The following is a 17,895-nucleotide window of genomic DNA, read 5'->3' on the forward strand; positions in this document are numbered from 1 at the left end:
TTGCGCCCGAAAGGTTCGAGAGCGATGGCTCCGCACGACCAGTGGAACGCGACCGACCGGCCGGTGCCCCCGGCGGTCCTGCCCGAGCTGGTGCAGCGCCAGGTCGCACGCACCCCGCAGGCCCCGGCGCTGGTGGGCGTGGACGGCGTGTTGAGCTTCACCGAGCTCAACACCCGGGCGAACCTGTTGGCGCATCGGCTGATCGCCCTCGGCGCCGGACCGGAACGCGTCGTGGCGCTGGCCCTGCCCAGGTCCGCGGGACTGGTCACCGCGCAGTTGGCCGTGACCAAGACCGGGGCCGCCTTCCTGCCCGTCGATCCGGACTACCCGGCCGACCGCATCGCGTTCATGCTGGCGGACGCCGCGCCGGTGCTGGTGGTGACCAGCGCCGAGTTCGCCGCTTCGCTGCCGTGCAGCACGCCGGTCCTGCTCGAGGACCCGGTCGACGGCCCCGAGCACGACCCGACCGACGCCGACCGGCTGGGGCCGCTGCTGCCCGCGCACCCGGCGTACCTGATCTACACCTCGGGCTCCACCGGGCGGCCCAAGGGCGTGCTGGTGCCGCACGCCGGGCTGGCCAGCTTCTCGGCCGCGGAGGAGGACCGGTACCAGGTGCGGCCCGGCGACCGGGTGCTGGAGTTCTCCTCACCCAGCTTCGACGCCTCGATCCTGGAACTGTGCATGTCCCTCCCGCTCGGTGCGGCCCTGGTCGTGCCGCCGCGCGGGCCCCTGCTCGGTGAGCACCTGGCCGAGGTGCTCACCGAGCACCGGGTGACGCACGCACTGATCCCGCCGGCTGCCCTGGCGACCCTGCCGAGCACGCCGCTGCCGTACCTGCGGACCCTGGTGGTCGGCGGGGACGCCTGCACCCCGGAGCTGGTGCGGCGCTGGGCACCGGGCCGTCGGATGATCAACTCCTACGGTCCGACCGAGTCCACCGTGGTGGCCACCTGGAGCCGTCCGCTGGTGCCCGGCGAACCGGTGACCATCGGTGGGCCGATCTGGAACACCAGGGTGTACGTGCTGGGCCCCGACCTGCGTCCGGTGCCGCCGGGGGTCGCGGGCGAACTGCACGTGGCCGGTTGCGGACTGGCCCGCGGCTACCTGGCGCGGCCCGGGCTGACCACCGACCGGTTCGTGGCCGACCCGTTCGGTGCGGCGGGGTCGCGGATGTACCGCACGGGGGACGTGGTCCGGTGGACCGCCGGGGGCGAACTGGAGTTCGTCGGCCGGGCCGACCACCAGGTGAAGATCCGCGGCTTCCGGGTCGAGCCCGGTGAGATCGAGGCGTTGTTGCGGGCCCGCGCCGAGATCGGGGACGCCGTGGTGATCGCCAGGGAGGATCAGCCTGGGGTCAAACGGCTGGTGGCCTACGTGGTGGCGCCCGGCACGGTCGACCCAGCCGGGCTCCGCGCCGCGCTGGCGGCCCAGTTGCCGGAGTACATGGTGCCCGCGGCCGTGGTGCGGCTCGACGCCCTGCCGCTGAGCCCGAACGGGAAGCTTGACCGGAAAGCGCTACCCGCGCCGGAATGGCGCGGGACGGGGTGGCTGGCCCCGCGCACAGAGGGTGAGCGGGCGCTGGCGCGGATCTGGTCCGACCTGCTCGGCGTGACCGGGATCGGCGTGGACGAGGACTTTTTCGAGCTGGGCGGGGACTCCGTGCTCGGCGCCCGGCTGCTGTCCAGGGTGCGGTCCGAGTTCGGCGTGGCCCTGTCGCCGAGAGCTGTGTTCGACGTCAGAACCGTTGCGGGGCTGGCAGAACTGCTGCCCCCGAAGCCCGCGGCCAGTTCAGGTGAACGGATCGTCGCCACACCGCACGGCGGGCAGCTCCCGCTCTCGCCGACGCAGCACCGGCTCTGGCTGCTGCACGAGCTGACTCCCGGCAGCACCGAGTACAACACCGGCATCGGGCTCAGGCTGTCCGGCCCGCTGAACGTCGAGGCGCTGCGTACCGCGTTGCACGGCCTCACCGAACAGCACGCCTCCCTGCGCACCACGTTCGACACCGTTGACGGGCAACCGGTGCAGCTGATTGCTGAGCACCCGACGATCCCGCTGCGCGAACTGTCCGTTGTGGACGATTCGGTGCTGGACCAGGTGCTCGCCGACGAGCTCGACCTGCCCTTCGACCTGACCGCAGGCCCGCTCACCAGGGTGCTGCTGGTCCGGTTGGCCGCCGAGGACCACGTGCTGTTGTTGGCGCAGCACCACATCGTCACCGACGGCTGGTCCGTCGGCCTGCTCGTCGACGAGCTGATCGCGCGCTACACCGGTGCCCACCCGCCGACCTTGTCCTTGCAGTACCCGGATTACGCGCGCTGGCAGCGGGAACACCTGGACGCCCGGCTGCGTGAGCGGCAGTTGCTGTACTGGCGGCGCAAGCTCGCCGGTCTGGGGCCGCTGGAGCTGCCCACCGACCGGCCCCGGCCGCAGCTGCGCAGCACAGCCGGTGCGGTCCACCGCCGCGAGCTGCCTGCGGACCTCGTCCGCCGACTCGCCGAGCTCGGCCAGGAGCAGGGCGCGACCCTGTTCATGACGCTCACCGCGGCCGTGAAGGTGTTGCTGGCGCGCTATAGCGGCCAGCAGGACCTCGCTGTCGGTACCGCGGTCTCCGGCCGGGGGCACGCCGAGCTGGAACAGGTGGTCGGCTTCTTCGTCAACACCCTGGTGCTGCGGTCGTGGGTGGACCCGGCGCGTCCCTTCAGCGAATTCCTTGGTGAGGTCAGGGAAACCGTGCTGGAGGCGTTCGCCTACGGTGAGCTGCCGTTCGACCAGGTCGTGGACGCGGTGCAACCGGAGCGCGACCCCAGCCGCACCCCGCTCGTGCAGGCCTTGGTGGTGCTGCAACCACGGATGGTTCACCCCGGGCAGGTCGGCGACCTGCGGATCGGCGAGCAGGACCTGCCCCGCCCGAGGAGCCGGTTCGACCTGGTGGTCGAGTTCCTGCCGCGCGGGGACTCGCTGGCGGTGGCCGTGGAGTACAACACCGACCTGTTCGACCCGTCCACGATCGAGCGGATGACTGGTCACCTGCTGACCCTGCTGGCGGGGATCGCCGCCGACCCGCACCGAACGGTCGGCGAACTGCCGCTGCTCGACGGCGCCGGGCTGCGCCAGGTGCTCACCGACTGGAACGGCACCGGCCTGATCGCGCCGTCGACAACGCTGCCCCGGTTGTTCGAGGAGCAGGTGCGGCGGACTCCGCACGCGGTCGCAGTGCTGTGCGAGGGCCGGGAACTGACCTATGTGGAGCTCAACCGGCGTGCGAACAGGTTGGCGCGGCTGCTGGTCGAACTCGGTGCTGGCCCGGAACGGTTCGTCGCGCTGGCGATGCCGCGCACCGCGGACCTGCTGGTGGCGCTGCTCGCGGTGCTCAAGTCGGGTTCGGGCTACCTGCCGGTGGACCCGAGGTACCCGGCGGACCGGATCGCCGTGATGCTGGCGGATTCCCGGCCCGTACTACTGTTGACCACCAGCGACGGGCTGGCAGCCGTGGACGGTGTGCCGAGGCTGGCCGTGGACGAACAGGTGCTGGACGACCGTTGCGACGGGGATCTGGGCGAGGTCGGGCTGCGACCGGACAACCCGGCCTACGTCATCTACACCTCGGGGTCGACTGGGAAGCCCAAGGGTGTCGTCGTCGCGCATCGCAGCGCGGTGGGCCTGGTTGCCTGGGCCGTCAAGGAGTTCGGCGCCACCGGACTCGCCCAGGTGGTGGCCTCCACCTCGCTGAACTTCGACGTGTCCGTGTTCGAGCTGTTCTGCCCGCTGATGTGCGGCGGTCGGGTCGAGCTGGTGCGCGACGTGCTGGCGCTGGGCGAGCGCCCCGGCACCGAGTGGCCGGCCAGCCTGGTCAGCGGCGTTCCCTCGGCCTTCGCCACGTTGCTGGCGCAGGGCACCGTGTCGGTCGCACCGGACACGATCGTGCTGGCCGGCGAGGCGCTGACCGCCCGCGCCGTGCGGGAGATCCGCGCAGCCCTGCCCGGCAGCAGGATCGCCAACATCTACGGCCCGACCGAGGCCACCGTGTACGCCACCGCCTGGTACTCCGACGGCGCCGACCTGGACCGGAACCCGCCGATCGGCCGCCCGCTGGGCACCACCCGCGCGTACGTGCTCGACGGCGGCCTGCGCCCGGTGCCGCCCGGGGTACCCGGCGAGCTGCACCTGGGCGGCCTGTCGCTGGCCCGCGGCTACCTCGACCGGCCGGGCCTGACCGCGCAACGGTTCGTCGCCGACCCGTTCGGTGCGCCGGGGGCACGCATGTACCGCACCGGGGACGTGGTGCGCTGGACCGCTGAGGGCGAGCTGGACTACCTCGGCCGCGCCGACCAGCAGGTCAAGATCCGCGGGTTCCGGATCGAGCTGGGCGAGGTGGAGAACGCCCTGCTGCGGCATGGGGAGGTGGCCGAGGCCGTCGCCGTGGCCAGGCAGGAGGAGTCCGGGCACAAGCGGCTGGTCGCCTACCTGGTGGCCACGCCGGGTGCCCGACCGGACTCCGCCGGGCTGCGCGGCTTTCTCGGCCAGACGCTGCCGGATCACATGGTGCCATCGGCGTTCGTGCTGCTGGACCGGCTTCCGCTCAACCCCAACGGGAAACTGGACCGGCGTGCGCTGCCAGCTCCGGACTGGGCCGCGGACACCCGCGCCGGTCACGTGGCGCCGCGCACCGAAGTGGAACGGGTTCTTGCCGACATCTGGGCCAAGGTGCTCGGCCTGCCGCAGGTGGGCGTTGAGGACAACTTCTTCGAGCTGGGCGGGGATTCGATCCTGAGCATCCAGGTCGTGTCCAGGGCGCACGAGGCGGGTCTGCGGCTGCTGTCCAAGGACGTGTTCCTGCATCCCACGATCGCCGGGCTCGCGCCGGTGGCCGTACCGGCCGCCGACCAGCGGGCGCCCGAGGGACCGGTCACCGGTGACGTGCCACTGAGCCCGGTGCAGCACTGGTACCTGGACGCCGAGCCGGAGCGGCCCGAGCAGTTCGTCCAGACGCTCGCGGTACGTCTGACCGAGGAGCCGGACGAGGCGGCGCTGCGGACGGCGTTGACCGCGCTGGTGCGGCAGCACGACGCGCTGCGGACGCGGTTCGAACGGACCGGTTCCGGCTGGCGGCAGGTCGTCCCGCCGTTCGAGCCGGTCGAGGTGCTGCACCGGCGGCACCAGGAGTTCGACCTGGCCACCGGGCCGCTGATCAGCGCTGTGCTGGTCGAGCCCGAGGTGCTGTCCCTGGCCGTGCACCACCTCGTGGTGGACGGAGTGTCCTGGCGCATCCTGTTGGCGGACCTGGAAAACGCCTACCGCCAGGCGGTACGGGGCCAGGCGGTCCAACTGGGCAGGCGGACGACATCCTGCCAGGAGTGGTCGCGGCGGCTGACGCAGCACGAGTCCACTGGCCTGGACCACTGGCGGGCAACCGCCGAGTGTGACAACACGGTGCCGCTGGACGGCACCGGACCCAACCTCGCCGGGTCCACGCGTTCGGTCTCGGTCCGGCTGACGGCCGAGGAGACGGAGGCGTTGCTCCACCAGGTTCCCGGCGTGTACCGGACCCAGGTCAACGACGTGCTGCTCACCGCGCTGGGCGGGGTGCTCCGCGACTGGACCGGGCGCGAGCGCGTGCTGGTGCAGGTGGAGGGGCACGGCCGCGAGGACTTGTTCGACGGGGTCGACCTGTCCCGGACGGTGGGCTGGTTCACCAGCATCTTCCCGGTCGCGCTGGAGATGACTCACAAGGACTGGGGCAGCGCGCTCAAAGCCGTGAAGGAACAGCTGCGTGCCGTCCCCGAGCGGGGGTTGTCCTACGGTGCGCTGCACTACCTGCACGGTGCGGCGCCTGAGGTGCGGCCCGCGGTCAGCTTCAACTACCTCGGCCAGTTCGACCTGTCGACCGGTCTGTACGACGGCCTGGCCCGGGAACTGGACCTGTCGCAGAGTCCCGACGCGGTCCGGCCGCACCAGGTGGAGGTGATCGGCCGGGTCGACCGGGGCTGCCTGGAGTTCACCTGGCTCTACTCCGACCGCCTGCACAACGCCGAGACCATCGACGCCTTGGCCGGGAACCTGACCGGGGTGCTGCGAGCGATCATCAGCCACTGCGCGCAGCCGGGCTCGGGTGGCCGCACGCCCTCTGACTTCCCGCTGACGAGCCTGGACCAGGCCGCCGTGGACCGGATTGTCGGGGATGGCCGGGCCGTCGAGGACGTGTACCCGTTGACGCCCACGCAGAGCGGGATGCTGGTGCATCGGCTGTCCCGGGACGGGCAGGGCGCCTACCTCCAGCAGTTGACCTTCGTGCTCGGCGGGGTCACCGACTCGGCGGTGCTCGTCCAGGCGTGGCAACACGTGCTGGACCGCACTCCGGCTTTGCGCAGCGAGGTCGTCTGGGAGGGCGTGGACGAGCCTGTCCAGTTGGTGCGACGCCAGGTTGAGCTGCCCGTGCGGCACCGGGACTGGTCCTCGCTGCCCGAGGAAGAGCGGCGCGCGGAACTCGCCGCACTGGTGGCGGAGGACCGGCTCGCCGGGCTCGACCTGACCACCGCGCCCCTGATGCGGCTCGTGCTGGCCAGGCTGTCCAGCACCGAGGTGCAGGTCCTGTGGACCTTCCACCACCTGGTGCTGGACGGGTGGAGCCTGTTCCAGGTGCTGTCCGACGTGTTCACCAGCCACGCGGCACTCGACCGTGGCGCGAAGCCCACGTTGCCCGCCCGGCGGCCGTTCCGCGACTACCTGCACTGGCTGGCCGGGCAGGATCAGCAGGCCGCCGAGCTGTACTGGCGCGGTGTGCTCGCCGACGGGGTGGAGAGCACGGCGCTGCCCTACGACCGCACACCGCTGGCCGATCACCGCGTCGAGTCGACCGCGCGGATCGAGGTCGAGCTGCCCGCTGCCCGGCTGCGCGAGGTGGCGCAGGGCCACGGGTTGACCCTGAACACGGTGGTCCAGGGCGCCTGGGCGCTGCTGCTGTCCCGGTACAGCGGCCAGCGCTCGGTCTGCTTCGGCACCACGGTTTCGGGTCGGCCTTCGGAGCTGGCTGGCGCGGGGGAGATCACCGGCATGTTCATCACCACGCTGCCGGTTCTGGCCACTGTGGATGCTCGTGCCAATCTGCTCGGCTGGCTGAGGGATCTCCAGCAGGGGCAGGCCCAGTCCCGGCGGTTCGAGCACGTCCCCTTGTCCCGGTTGCAGAACCTCAACGGCGGCAAGCTGTTCGACAGCATCCTGGTCTTCGAGAACTACCCGATCAACGATGCGGCCGCCGCCGAGTTCGGGCTGGAACTTCGCGAGCTGCGCGGAGTGGAGACCACCGACTACCCCCTGAGCGTGGTGGCCGTTCCTGGCGAACGGCTGTCGCTCTCCTTCGGCTACGACCCCGCGCTGTTCGACGCGGGCACGATCCAGCAGCTCGCCGTGCACCTGCGGGTGCTGCTGACCGAGATGGCCTGCGACCTGGATCGCCCGCTGGGGCGGGTGAACATGCTCACCGGTGGCGAACAGCGTCGGGTCCTGGTGGAGTGGAACGACACCGCGCGGGAGGTGCCCGCCGACACGATCGTGCAGCGCTTCGCCGAGCAGGTGCGTCGCGTCCCGGATGCCGTCGCCGTGGAGAGCGACGCCGGTTCGCTGAGCTACCGCGAACTGGATCGCCGGTCCAACCACCTGGCGCACAGGCTGATCGCTCTCGGCGTACGGCCCGAGCAGGCGGTCGGCCTGCTGGTGGACCGCTCGCTGGAACTCGTGGTCGCGCAACTGGCTGTGCTCAAGGCAGGTGGCGGGTACCTGCCGGTGGACGTGCGGTCGCCAGCCGACCGGATCCGGTCGCAGCTCGCTGGAGTGTCGGTGCTGGTCACCGACGAGAAGCGGGCCGACAGGGCACGGGAGGTCCACAGTGGACTTGTGCTCGTGGTGGACGACGGGGTCGCGGACACCTGCCCCGTGGTTCGGGTTCATGGTGGGAGTTTGGCGTATGTGATGTTTACGTCGGGGTCGACGGGTGTGCCGAAGGGTGTGGGGGTTCGGCAGTGTGATGTGGTGGGTTTGGCGTTGGATTCTGGGTTTGAGCGGTGTGGTGTGGTGTTGTTGCATTCGGCGGTGGCGTTTGATGCGTCGACGTTTGAGTTGTGGGTGCCGTTGTTGGGTGGTGGTCGGGTTGTTGTTGCGCCGTTGGGTGGTGTGGATGCGGGTGTGGTGCGGTGGGCGGTGGGGTGTGGTGTGTCGGGGTTGTGGTTGACGGCTGGGTTGTTTCGGTTGTTGGCGCAGGAGTCGCCGGGGTGTTTTGCGGGGTTGTCGTGGGTGTGGACGGGTGGTGATGTTGTTCCGGCTGCTGCGGTTCGTCGGGTGTTGGCGGTGAATCCGGGGTTGACGGTGGTGGATGGTTATGGCCCGACGGAGACGACGACGTTCGCTACGTCGTTTGCGATGTCGACTGTGGAGGATGTGCCGGATGTGGTGCCGATTGGGCGCCCGTTGGACAACATGCGGGTCTACGTGCTGGACGCCGATCTGCTTCCTGTGCCGCCGGGGGCGTGCGGTGAGTTGTTCATCGCGGGTAGCGGTGTGGCTCGTGGTTATGTGGGATTGCCTGGACTGACTGCTGAGCGGTTTGTGGCCTGTCCGTTCGGTGTTCCTGGTGGGCGGATGTATCGCACTGGTGATGTGGTGCGGTGGTTGCCCAGTGGTGTGGTGGAGTTCGTGGGTCGGGTTGATGATCAGGTGAAGATTCGGGGTTTCCGGATCGAGTTGGGTGAGGTTGAGGTCGCGCTGGCTGCTCATCCTGCGGTGGTTGAGGCGGTCGTGGTGGTCAACGAGGAAGGTGGCCGCAAGCGGCTGGTGGCCTATGTCGTGACCACCGGGTCGGCGGATCTCCGGGCGTACCTGGCGGGCCGTCTGCCGGACTACATGGTGCCTGCTGCCTTTGTCACGCTTGAGGCGTTGCCGTTGAGTGCTAACGGGAAGTTGGATCGGCGGGCGTTGCCGGTGCCGGAGTGGGAGTCGGCTGCTGGGTTCGTGGCTCCGCGTACCGAGGCCGAGCGGGTGCTCGCCGACATCTGGGCCGAGGTGCTGGGCGTGTCTCGGGTCGGGGTGGAGGACAACTTCTTCGAGCTGGGTGGGGATTCGATCCTGAGCATCCAGGTCGTGTCCAGGGCCCGCCAGGCAGGGCTCGGACTGATGCCCGGTGATGTGTTCAGCCACCCGACCGTCGCCGGGCTCGCGGCCAACGCGACCGTGGCGGCGGAGATCGCAGCCGAGCAGCGGCCGGTGACGGGTGCGGTTCCGCTGACGCCGGTACAGCACTGGTTCCTGGACCCGAACCCGGTGCAGCCAGAGCACTTCTACCAGTCGATGCTGCTGGAACTCACCGAGCAACCGGACGTGCCCGCACTGCGGAACGCGTTCGAGCAACTGCTCACCCAGCATGACGCGCTGCGGATGCGGTTCCAGCACAACGAGCATGGGTGGTCGCAGCACAACGCACCGGTCCACCCCACGCAGGTGCTGGACGGCTCGATGCCGGTAGACCTCGCTGATGGGCCACTGATCTGGGCGTCACTGCACGGGTCCGAACTGTTCATCGCGGTACACCACCTGGTGGTCGACGGTGTGTCGTGGCGAATCCTGTTGGAGGACCTGGAGACCACTTACCGGCAGCAGCCCCTGTCGGCGAAGACGACCTCGTTCCGCGAGTGGGCGAACAGGCTGGTCGAGCACGCGCAGGCCGGTGGCTTCGAGGACGAGTTGCCACACTGGCAGGCGATCAGCGGGGCCACGAAGATCCCGGTCGACGCCGAGGGCACGAACACGATGGGCTCCACCAGTTCGTTGACCGTGCGGCTGGACTCTGCCGAGACGCACGCCCTGTTGCACCAGGTTCCGGGCGTGTACCGGACGCAGGTCAACGACGTGCTGCTCAGTGCACTCGGGCTCGCGCTGGCGGAGTGGACCGGGCAGAGCCGGGTGCTGGTGGACCTGGAGGGCCATGGCCGGGAGGACCTGTTCGACGGGGTCGACCTGTCCCGGACGGTGGGCTGGTTCACCAGCGTCTTCCCGGTGGCGCTCGACGTGGCCGCGGCGGACTGGGGGAGCAGGCTCAAGTCGGTCAAGGAACAGCTCCGCGGTGTGCCACGGCGTGGCATCGGCTACGGCGCGCTGCGGTACCTGACCGGGGCCGCCCCGGCGATCCAGCCCCAGGTCAGCTTCAACTATCTCGGCCAGTTCGAGTGGGACAGCGCCCTGTTCCGACCGCTCGCGGAGGGCCTTGGCGGGTCGGCGGCTCCCGGGCAGCTCCGGCCGCACCTGCTGGACGTGGTGGGCAAGGTGGAACGCAAGCAGCTCGAACTGACTTGGCATTACTCCACGGCTGTGCACGCCGAGGCAACTGTGCGGCAGCTCGCCGATCGGGTGGTGCGGGCGCTCAGCGAGATCATCGCGCACTGTGCGCTGCCCGGTGTCGGTGGTCGCACACCGAGTGACTTCCCGCTGGCACGGCTGGACCAGGCGGTGCTGGACGGGCTCGTCGGCGGCGGACGGGCGGTCGAGGACCTGTACCCGCTGACCCCGATGCAGGCCGGGATGGTGTTCCACAGCCTGGTGGACGGTTCCTCGGGCGCGTACTTCAACCAGGTGCAACTCCGGTTGACCGGGGTCACCGACCCGGTGGCGCTCGGCACCGCGTGGCAGCGGGTGCTGGACCGGAACCCGGTGCTGCGCAGCCGAATCCTCTGGGAGGGCTTGGCCGAGCCGGTGCAGGTGGTGCAGCGCCAGGTCGAGTTGCCGGTCACCCACTTGGACTGGACCGGTCAGGAATGGCCGCCACTGCTGCGGGAACTGCTCGACCGGGACCGGGCGGCGGGCTTTGACCTGGCTGCCGCGCCACTGGTCCGGGTCAGCATCGCCCGGCTGGCGGCCGGGGAAGTGCTGCTGGTGTGGACCTTCCACCACGTGCTGCTCGACGGCTGGAGCGCAGCACAGGTGTTCGGCGAGGTGTGCGAGCAGTACGCGGCGATCACCACCGGCCGCCCGGTCTCCTCCGGGTACCGGCCGCCTTTCCGCGAGTACCTGCGCTGGCTCGACGAGCAGGACGGGTCCGAGGCCGAGCGCTACTGGCGCGAAGCGCTCGCCGGGTTCGCGGCGCCGACCCCGTTGCCCTTCGACCGGCAACCCGTCGAGGCGCACCGCGCGCGGTCCTCCGCGAGCGTGGAGGTCGAACTGGACAGCACGGTGTCCGCTCGGCTGAGGGAGGTCGCCCAAGGGCTCGGGCTGACCGTGAACACCGTGGTGCAGGGCGCTTGGGGACTGTTGCTGTCCCAGCACAGCGGCGAGAGCGAGGTGGTGTTCGGCACCACGGTGTCCGGGCGCCCCGCCGACCTGCCCGGGGTCGAATCCATGGTCGGCATGTTCATCAACACGGTGCCCACCCGCATCATAGTCCAACGTGGACAGACAGTGTCCGGGTGGCTGGCCGAACTGCAACAGGCGCAGGTGGAGTCGCGCGGCTTCGACTTCGTCTCCTTGGCACAGTTGCAGAACTGGGCAGGCGGCCCGCTGTTCGACAGCATCCTGGTCTTCGAGAACTACCCGTTCGACGAGGACGCGATCGCCGAACACGGGATGGGCATGCACGCGGTGCGTGACCTCGAACCGACCAACTACCCGCTCAGCGTGGTGGTCGCGCCTGGTTCGCGGCTGTCGGTGTCCTTCGACTACGACCCGTCGTTGTTCGACGCCGCCACTGTGCGCAGGATCGCCCAGCACCTGGAAATGCTGCTCGACGGCATCAGTGCGGCCCCGGACGGACTGGTCGGTGACCTCACGCTGCTCACCCCTGCCGAGCGGCACCAGGTGTTGTACGAGTGGAACGACACCGAACGGCCGCTCCCGGCAGGCACGCTGGCGAGCCTGTTCGAGGAGCAGGTGCGCCGGACCCCGGACGCGGAGGCAGTGGTCACCGAGGGCTCGACCCTCAGCTACGCTGAACTGGACCGCAGGGCGAATCAGGTGGCGCACCGGTTGATCCGGCTCGGCGTGCGGCCGGAGGACCGGGTGGGCGTGCTGGTGGAGCGCTCGGCGGACCTCGTCGTGGCCGAACTGGCCGTGGTCAAGGCCGGTGCTGCCTACGTGCCGGTGGACCTGAGGGCTCCTGCTGATCGAATCGCTCTCGTGCTGGCCGAGTCCGGGGCTGTGGCCACGCTGGTCGACACAGCACGGGAATCCCTTGCGAACGACGTCCACAGTGGACCTTGCTTGGTCGTGTCCGCCGAGCTGGACGAGCCCGAGACGTCTCCGGTGGTTCGGGTTCATGGTGGGAGTTTGGCGTATGTGATGTTTACGTCGGGGTCGACGGGTGTGCCGAAGGGTGTGGGGGTTCGGCAGTGTGATGTGGTGGGTTTGGCGTTGGATTCTGGGTTTGAGCGGTGTGGTGTGGTGTTGTTGCATTCGGCGGTGGCGTTTGATGCGTCGACGTTTGAGTTGTGGGTGCCGTTGTTGGGTGGTGGTCGGGTTGTTGTTGCGCCGTTGGGTGGTGTGGATGCGGGTGTGGTGCGGTGGGCGGTGGGGTGTGGTGTGTCGGGGTTGTGGTTGACGGCTGGGTTGTTTCGGTTGTTGGCGCAGGAGTCGCCGGGGTGTTTTGCGGGGTTGTCGTGGGTGTGGACGGGTGGTGATGTTGTTCCGGCTGCTGCGGTTCGTCGGGTGTTGGCGGTGAATCCGGGGTTGACGGTGGTGGATGGTTATGGCCCGACGGAGACGACGACGTTCGCTACGTCGTTTGCGATGTCGACTGTGGAGGATGTGCCGGATGTGGTGCCGATCGGGCGCCCGTTGGACAACATGCGGGTCTACGTACTGGATGACGATCTGAGGCCAGTCGCGCCAGGTATCGCCGGTGAGTTGTTCATCGCTGGCAATGGAGTGTCGCGCGGCTACATCGGGCGACCCGGTCTGACAGCTGAGCGGTTCATCGCGTGTCCGTTCGGTGGGCGGATGTATCGCACTGGTGATGTGGTGCGGTGGTTGCCGACTGGTGTGGTGGAGTTCGTGGGTCGGGTTGATGATCAGGTGAAGATTCGGGGGTTCCGGATCGAGTTGGGTGAGGTCGAGGTCGCGCTGGCTGCTCATCCTGAAGTGGTTGAGGCCGTTGTGGTGGTCAACGAGGAGGGTGGCCGCAAACGCCTGGTTGCCTATGTCGTGACCACCGGGTCGGCGGATCTGCGTGAATGGCTCAAGCACCGGTTGCCTGACTACATGGTGCCTGCCGCCTTTGTCGCGCTCGATGCATTGCCGTTGAGTAGTAACGGGAAGTTGGATCGGCGGGCGTTGCCGGTGCCGGAGTGGGAGTCGGCTGCCGGTTTCGTGGCTCCGCGTACCGAGGCCGAGCGGGTGCTCGCCGAGATCTGGGCCGAGGTCCTCGGCGTGTCTCGGGTCGGGGTGGAGGACAACTTCTTTGAGCTGGGTGGGGATTCGATCCTGAGCATCCAGGTCGTGTCCAGGGCCCGCCAGGCAGGGCTGAACCTCACGCCGCGCGACTTGTTCGCCCACCAGACGGTGGCGGACCTGGCCGTCAACGCCACCAAGGCCGCCATGACCACTGCGGAGCAGGGGGCAGTGACGGGTGCGGTTCCGCTAACGCCGGTGCAGCACTGGTTCCTGGACCCGAACCCGGATAGTCCGGAGCACTTCGACCAGTCGATGCGGATCGAGTGGCCCGACCCGGTGAACGTGCCCGCACTGCGGCGCGCGCTCGGCACCGTGATTGCACACCACGACGCGCTGCGCATGCGCTTCGAGCTGGTCGACGGCAGTTGGCGCCAGTACAACGCCGCCACCGACCAGGCCGATCCGCTCGCGGATGCCACCTTCGACCTGGCGGCAGGTCCGTTGCTCAGGGCGGAGGTGATCGCGCCCAACGTGGTGCTGCTGACCGTGCACCACCTGGTGGTCGACGGTGTGTCCTGGCGAATCCTGTTGGAGGACCTGGAATCCGCTTACCATCAGCGTCCGCTGTTGGCGAAGACGACCTCGTTCCGCGAGTGGGCGAACAGGCTGGCCGAGCACGCACACGCCGGTGGCTTTGACGACGAACTGCCTCACTGGCAACAAGTTCGTGACGTCGAACCGATGCTGCCCACTGACGGCCACGGCCCGAACCTGGTCCGGACGACCAGTGCGGTGACCGCACGGCTGGACTCGGCCGAGACGCACGCCCTGCTGCACCAGGTTCCGGGCGTGTACCGGACGCAGATCAACGACGTGCTGCTGAGCGCGCTGGGCCGCGTGGTGGGGGAGTGGACCGGGCAGAGCCGCGTACTGGTGGACCTGGAGGGCCACGGCCGGGAGGACCTGTTCGAGGACGTGGACCTGTCCCGGACCGTGGGCTGGTTCACCAGCATCTTCCCCGTGGCACTGGACGCCGCGGGCGGCGACTGGGGCGCGCGGTTGAAGGCGGTCAAGGAGCAGTTGCGCGGCATTCCACGCCGCGGCATCGGGTACGGCGCACTGCGCTACCTGACCGGCACCGCCCCGGCGATCCAGCCGCTGATCAGTTTCAACTACCTGGGGCAGTTCGCCAGCGGCGGCGGCCTGGGATCGAGCGTCAGCCCGGAGCAGGTTCGGGCCCATCAGTTGGAGGTCGTCGGCCAGGTGGTCGACGGACAGCTGGAACTGGCCTGGTACCACTCGCCGGACCTGCACCGCAGGAGCACCGTGGAAGCGCTCGCCGGGAAGCTGACCGAGGCGCTGCGGCAGATCATCCGGCACTGCGCCGAGCCCACCGCTGGGGGCCGCACGCCGAGCGACTTCCCGTTGGCCGGTCTGGCGCAGCACCAGGTGGACCGGATCGCTGGGAACGGCAAGTCCATTGAGGACGTACACCCGCTCACGCCCATGCAGGCCGGGATGGTGTTCCACAGCGTTTCCCAGCAGCAGCAAGGAGTCTACTTCGAGCAGGTCAGCTTCGTGCTCGGCGGGGTGCCCGATCCCGAGCTGCTCGGACGTGCGTGGCAGCACGTGGTGGACCGCACGCCCGTGCTGCGCGGGCACATCGTGTGGGAGGGAGTGGACCAGCCGCTCCAGGTGGTCAACCGGGCGGTGACCGTGCCGGTGACCTACCACGACTGGCGGGAGGCCGACCGGGCTGCCGCGCTGGCGGCACTGCTCGACCAGGACCGGGGCGTGCGCATCGACCTGGCCGCCGCGCCGCTGCTGCGGATCAACCTGGCCCGGCTGCCTGCCCAGGAGGTGCAGGTGCTGTGGACGTTCCACCACGTGCTGCTGGACGGCTGGAGCGTGTTCCAGGTGCTCTCCGACGTGGTCACCAGCTACACGGCGCTGCGCGCGGGCACCGAACCGGTGCTGCCCAACCGGCGTCCGTTCAGCGACTACGTGAAGTGGCTGCACGGTCAGGACGAGTGGCAGGCGGAACAGTACTGGCGCCAGGAACTTCTCGACGTCACCGAACCGACGCCGCTGCCGTTCGACCGCAGGCCGGGCAGCGCGCACGGCACCGGCTCCGCGCGGTGGCACTCCGCCGAACTGACCGAGCAGGCCACCCAGCGGCTCAACGAGTTCGCCAGGCGCCATCGGCTGACCGTGAACGCCGTGGTGCAGGGCGCGTGGGCGCTCGTGCTGTCCCGGTACAGCGGTCAGCGGCAGGTCTGCTTCGGCTCCACCGTGTCCGGCCGACCCGTGGACCTGCCCGGCGCCGACGACATCACCGGGATCTTCATCAACACCCTGCCGGTCAAGGTGCGCGTGGGCGACACCGCGGACGCCGTGAGCTGGCTGTCCCGGTTGCAGGACGCACAGGCCGACGCGCGGCGGTTCGAGCACGTGCCGTTGGCGAAGGTGCAGTCCTGGAGCGGGGTCGAGGGCGGTGTGGCGCTGTTCGACAGCATCGTCGTGTTTGAGAACTACCCGGTGGACAGCACGAACGAGTTGGCGCTGCGCGAGTTGCAGGCGTTGGAGACCACCAACTACCCGCTCACCGTGGTGGCGGCACCGGGGCGGCGGCTGTCGCTGGGCCTGGGCCACGACCCCGACCTGTTCGACCTCGCGACGGTCGAGCGGATGACCGACCACCTCGTCCGTGCCCTGACGGTGATCGTCGACAACCCGAGGCTGGGGCAGTGCGACATCCTGACCCAGGCGGAACGCGATCACCTGGTGGTCGAGCTCAACGCCACCGAGCATCCCGTCGCCCCGGCCACCCTGCCCGAACTGGTGCAGGCACAGGCCGAACGCACGCCGGACGCGGTGGCGGTGCTCTCCGACGAGGTCGAGCTGACCTTCGCCGAACTGGACGCGCGAGCCAACGCCCTGGCCCGTGAGCTGATCGCCAAGGGCGTCGGGCCGGAGCAGGTCGTCGCGTTGCTGCTGCCCCGCTCGGTGGAGATCGTGGTCGCGCAACTGGCCGTGCTCAAGGCAGGCGCCGCCTACCTGCCGGTCGACCCCGCGTACCCGGCGGAGCGCATCGCCTTCATGGTGGAGGACGCGAAACCCGCGCTGGTGCTGCGCCCCGGGGACCTGACCGGTGCGTCGGACACGCGGCCGGTCGAACCGCGTGCGCGGCTGGCCAACCCGGCGTACGTGATCTACACCTCCGGCTCGTCCGGGCAGCCCAAGGGCGTGATGGTCAGCCACGCGGGGCTGGCCGGTTTCTCGGCGGCGGAGGTCGCGCACTTCGACGTGCGGCCGGGGGACCGGGTACTCCAGTTCTCCTCACCGAGCTTCGACGCCTCGGTCCTGGAACTGTGCATGTCCCTGCCCGCCGGTGCCGCGCTGGTCGTGCCGCCCCCGGGGCCGCTGCTGGGCGAGCACCTCGCCGCGGTGCTGGCCGCCAGGCAGGTGACGCACGCGCTGATCCCGCCGGTCGCCATGGCCACCGTGCCCGAGGTCGACCTGCCCGCGCTGCGCACGCTCGTGGTGGGCGGCGAGGCCTGCCCGGCTGAACTGGTCGACCGGTGGGCACCGGGGCGCGCCATGATCAACGCGTACGGCCCCACCGAGTCGACTGTGGTGGCGGCTTGGAGCGATCCGCTGGTGCCCGGGGCCGTGCCGCCGATCGGCCGCCCGATCTGGAACACCGGTGTGCACCTGCTCGACGACCAGTTGCGGCCGGTGCCGCTCGGTGCCGTCGGGGAGCTGTACGTCGCGGGCGAGGGCTTGGCCCGGGGGTACCTGGACCGGCCGGGGCTGACCGCCGAACGGTTCCTGGCCCATCCGTTCGGCCCGGCGGGCACCCGGATGTACCGCACCGGCGACCTCGCGCGGCGCACGGCGGACGGGCAGTTGGAGTTCGTGGGGCGGGCCGACGACCAGGTCAAGGTCCGCGGGTTCCGGGTGGAGCTGGGTGAGGTCGAGGCGGTGCTGCGCCGACACCCCGAGGTCGCCGACGCGGCGGTGATCGTCCGCGAGGACCAGCCCGGCCTCCGGCGGCTGGTGGCCTACGTGGTGACGGCCGGTGCGCCGGAGCTGCGTGCGCACACCGCCACCAGCCTGCCCGAGCACATGGTGCCCGCCGCGTTCGTCACGCTGACGGCACTTCCCTTGACGCCCAACGGAAAGCTGGACCGGCGCGCGCTGCCCGAACCGGCTTCCACCGACCTGCCCGGCGCCGGGTACGCGGCCCCGCGGACCGACACCGAGCAGGTGCTCGCCGAGATCTGGGCCGAGGTGCTGCACCTGGACCGGGTCGGTGTCGAGGACAACTTCTTCGACCTCGGCGGCGACTCCGTGCGCAGCCTGCACATCACCTCGATGGCCAGGACCGCCTTCGACATCGAGCTGACGCCCAAGGACGTGTTGACCACCAGAACGGTCTCGGCACTCGCGGAGCTGATCGAGGAGAAGGTCCTGCTGGAACTGGAACGAGTTGCCCTCGGCGACGCCGACGACCAGGAAGTGTGAGAC

The 17,895-nt window shown here is 69.8% G+C and carries 1 protein-coding gene; it reads left to right on the plus strand.

From position 1 onward, the window contains the following. The first annotated feature begins 24 nt into the window (after positions 1-24). A complete protein-coding gene (locus KALB_RS19480) occupies positions 25-17,892 on the plus strand; it encodes a non-ribosomal peptide synthetase (protein WP_025357392.1) in 17,868 nt (5,955 codons plus the stop codon). Positions 17,893-17,895 lie beyond the last annotated feature (3 nt).

Origin of the sequence: Kutzneria viridogrisea DSM 43870, from assembly GCF_000525635.1 — a bacterium.
In the GTDB taxonomy this organism is placed as follows: Bacteria; Actinomycetota; Actinomycetes; order Mycobacteriales; family Pseudonocardiaceae; genus Kutzneria; species Kutzneria viridogrisea.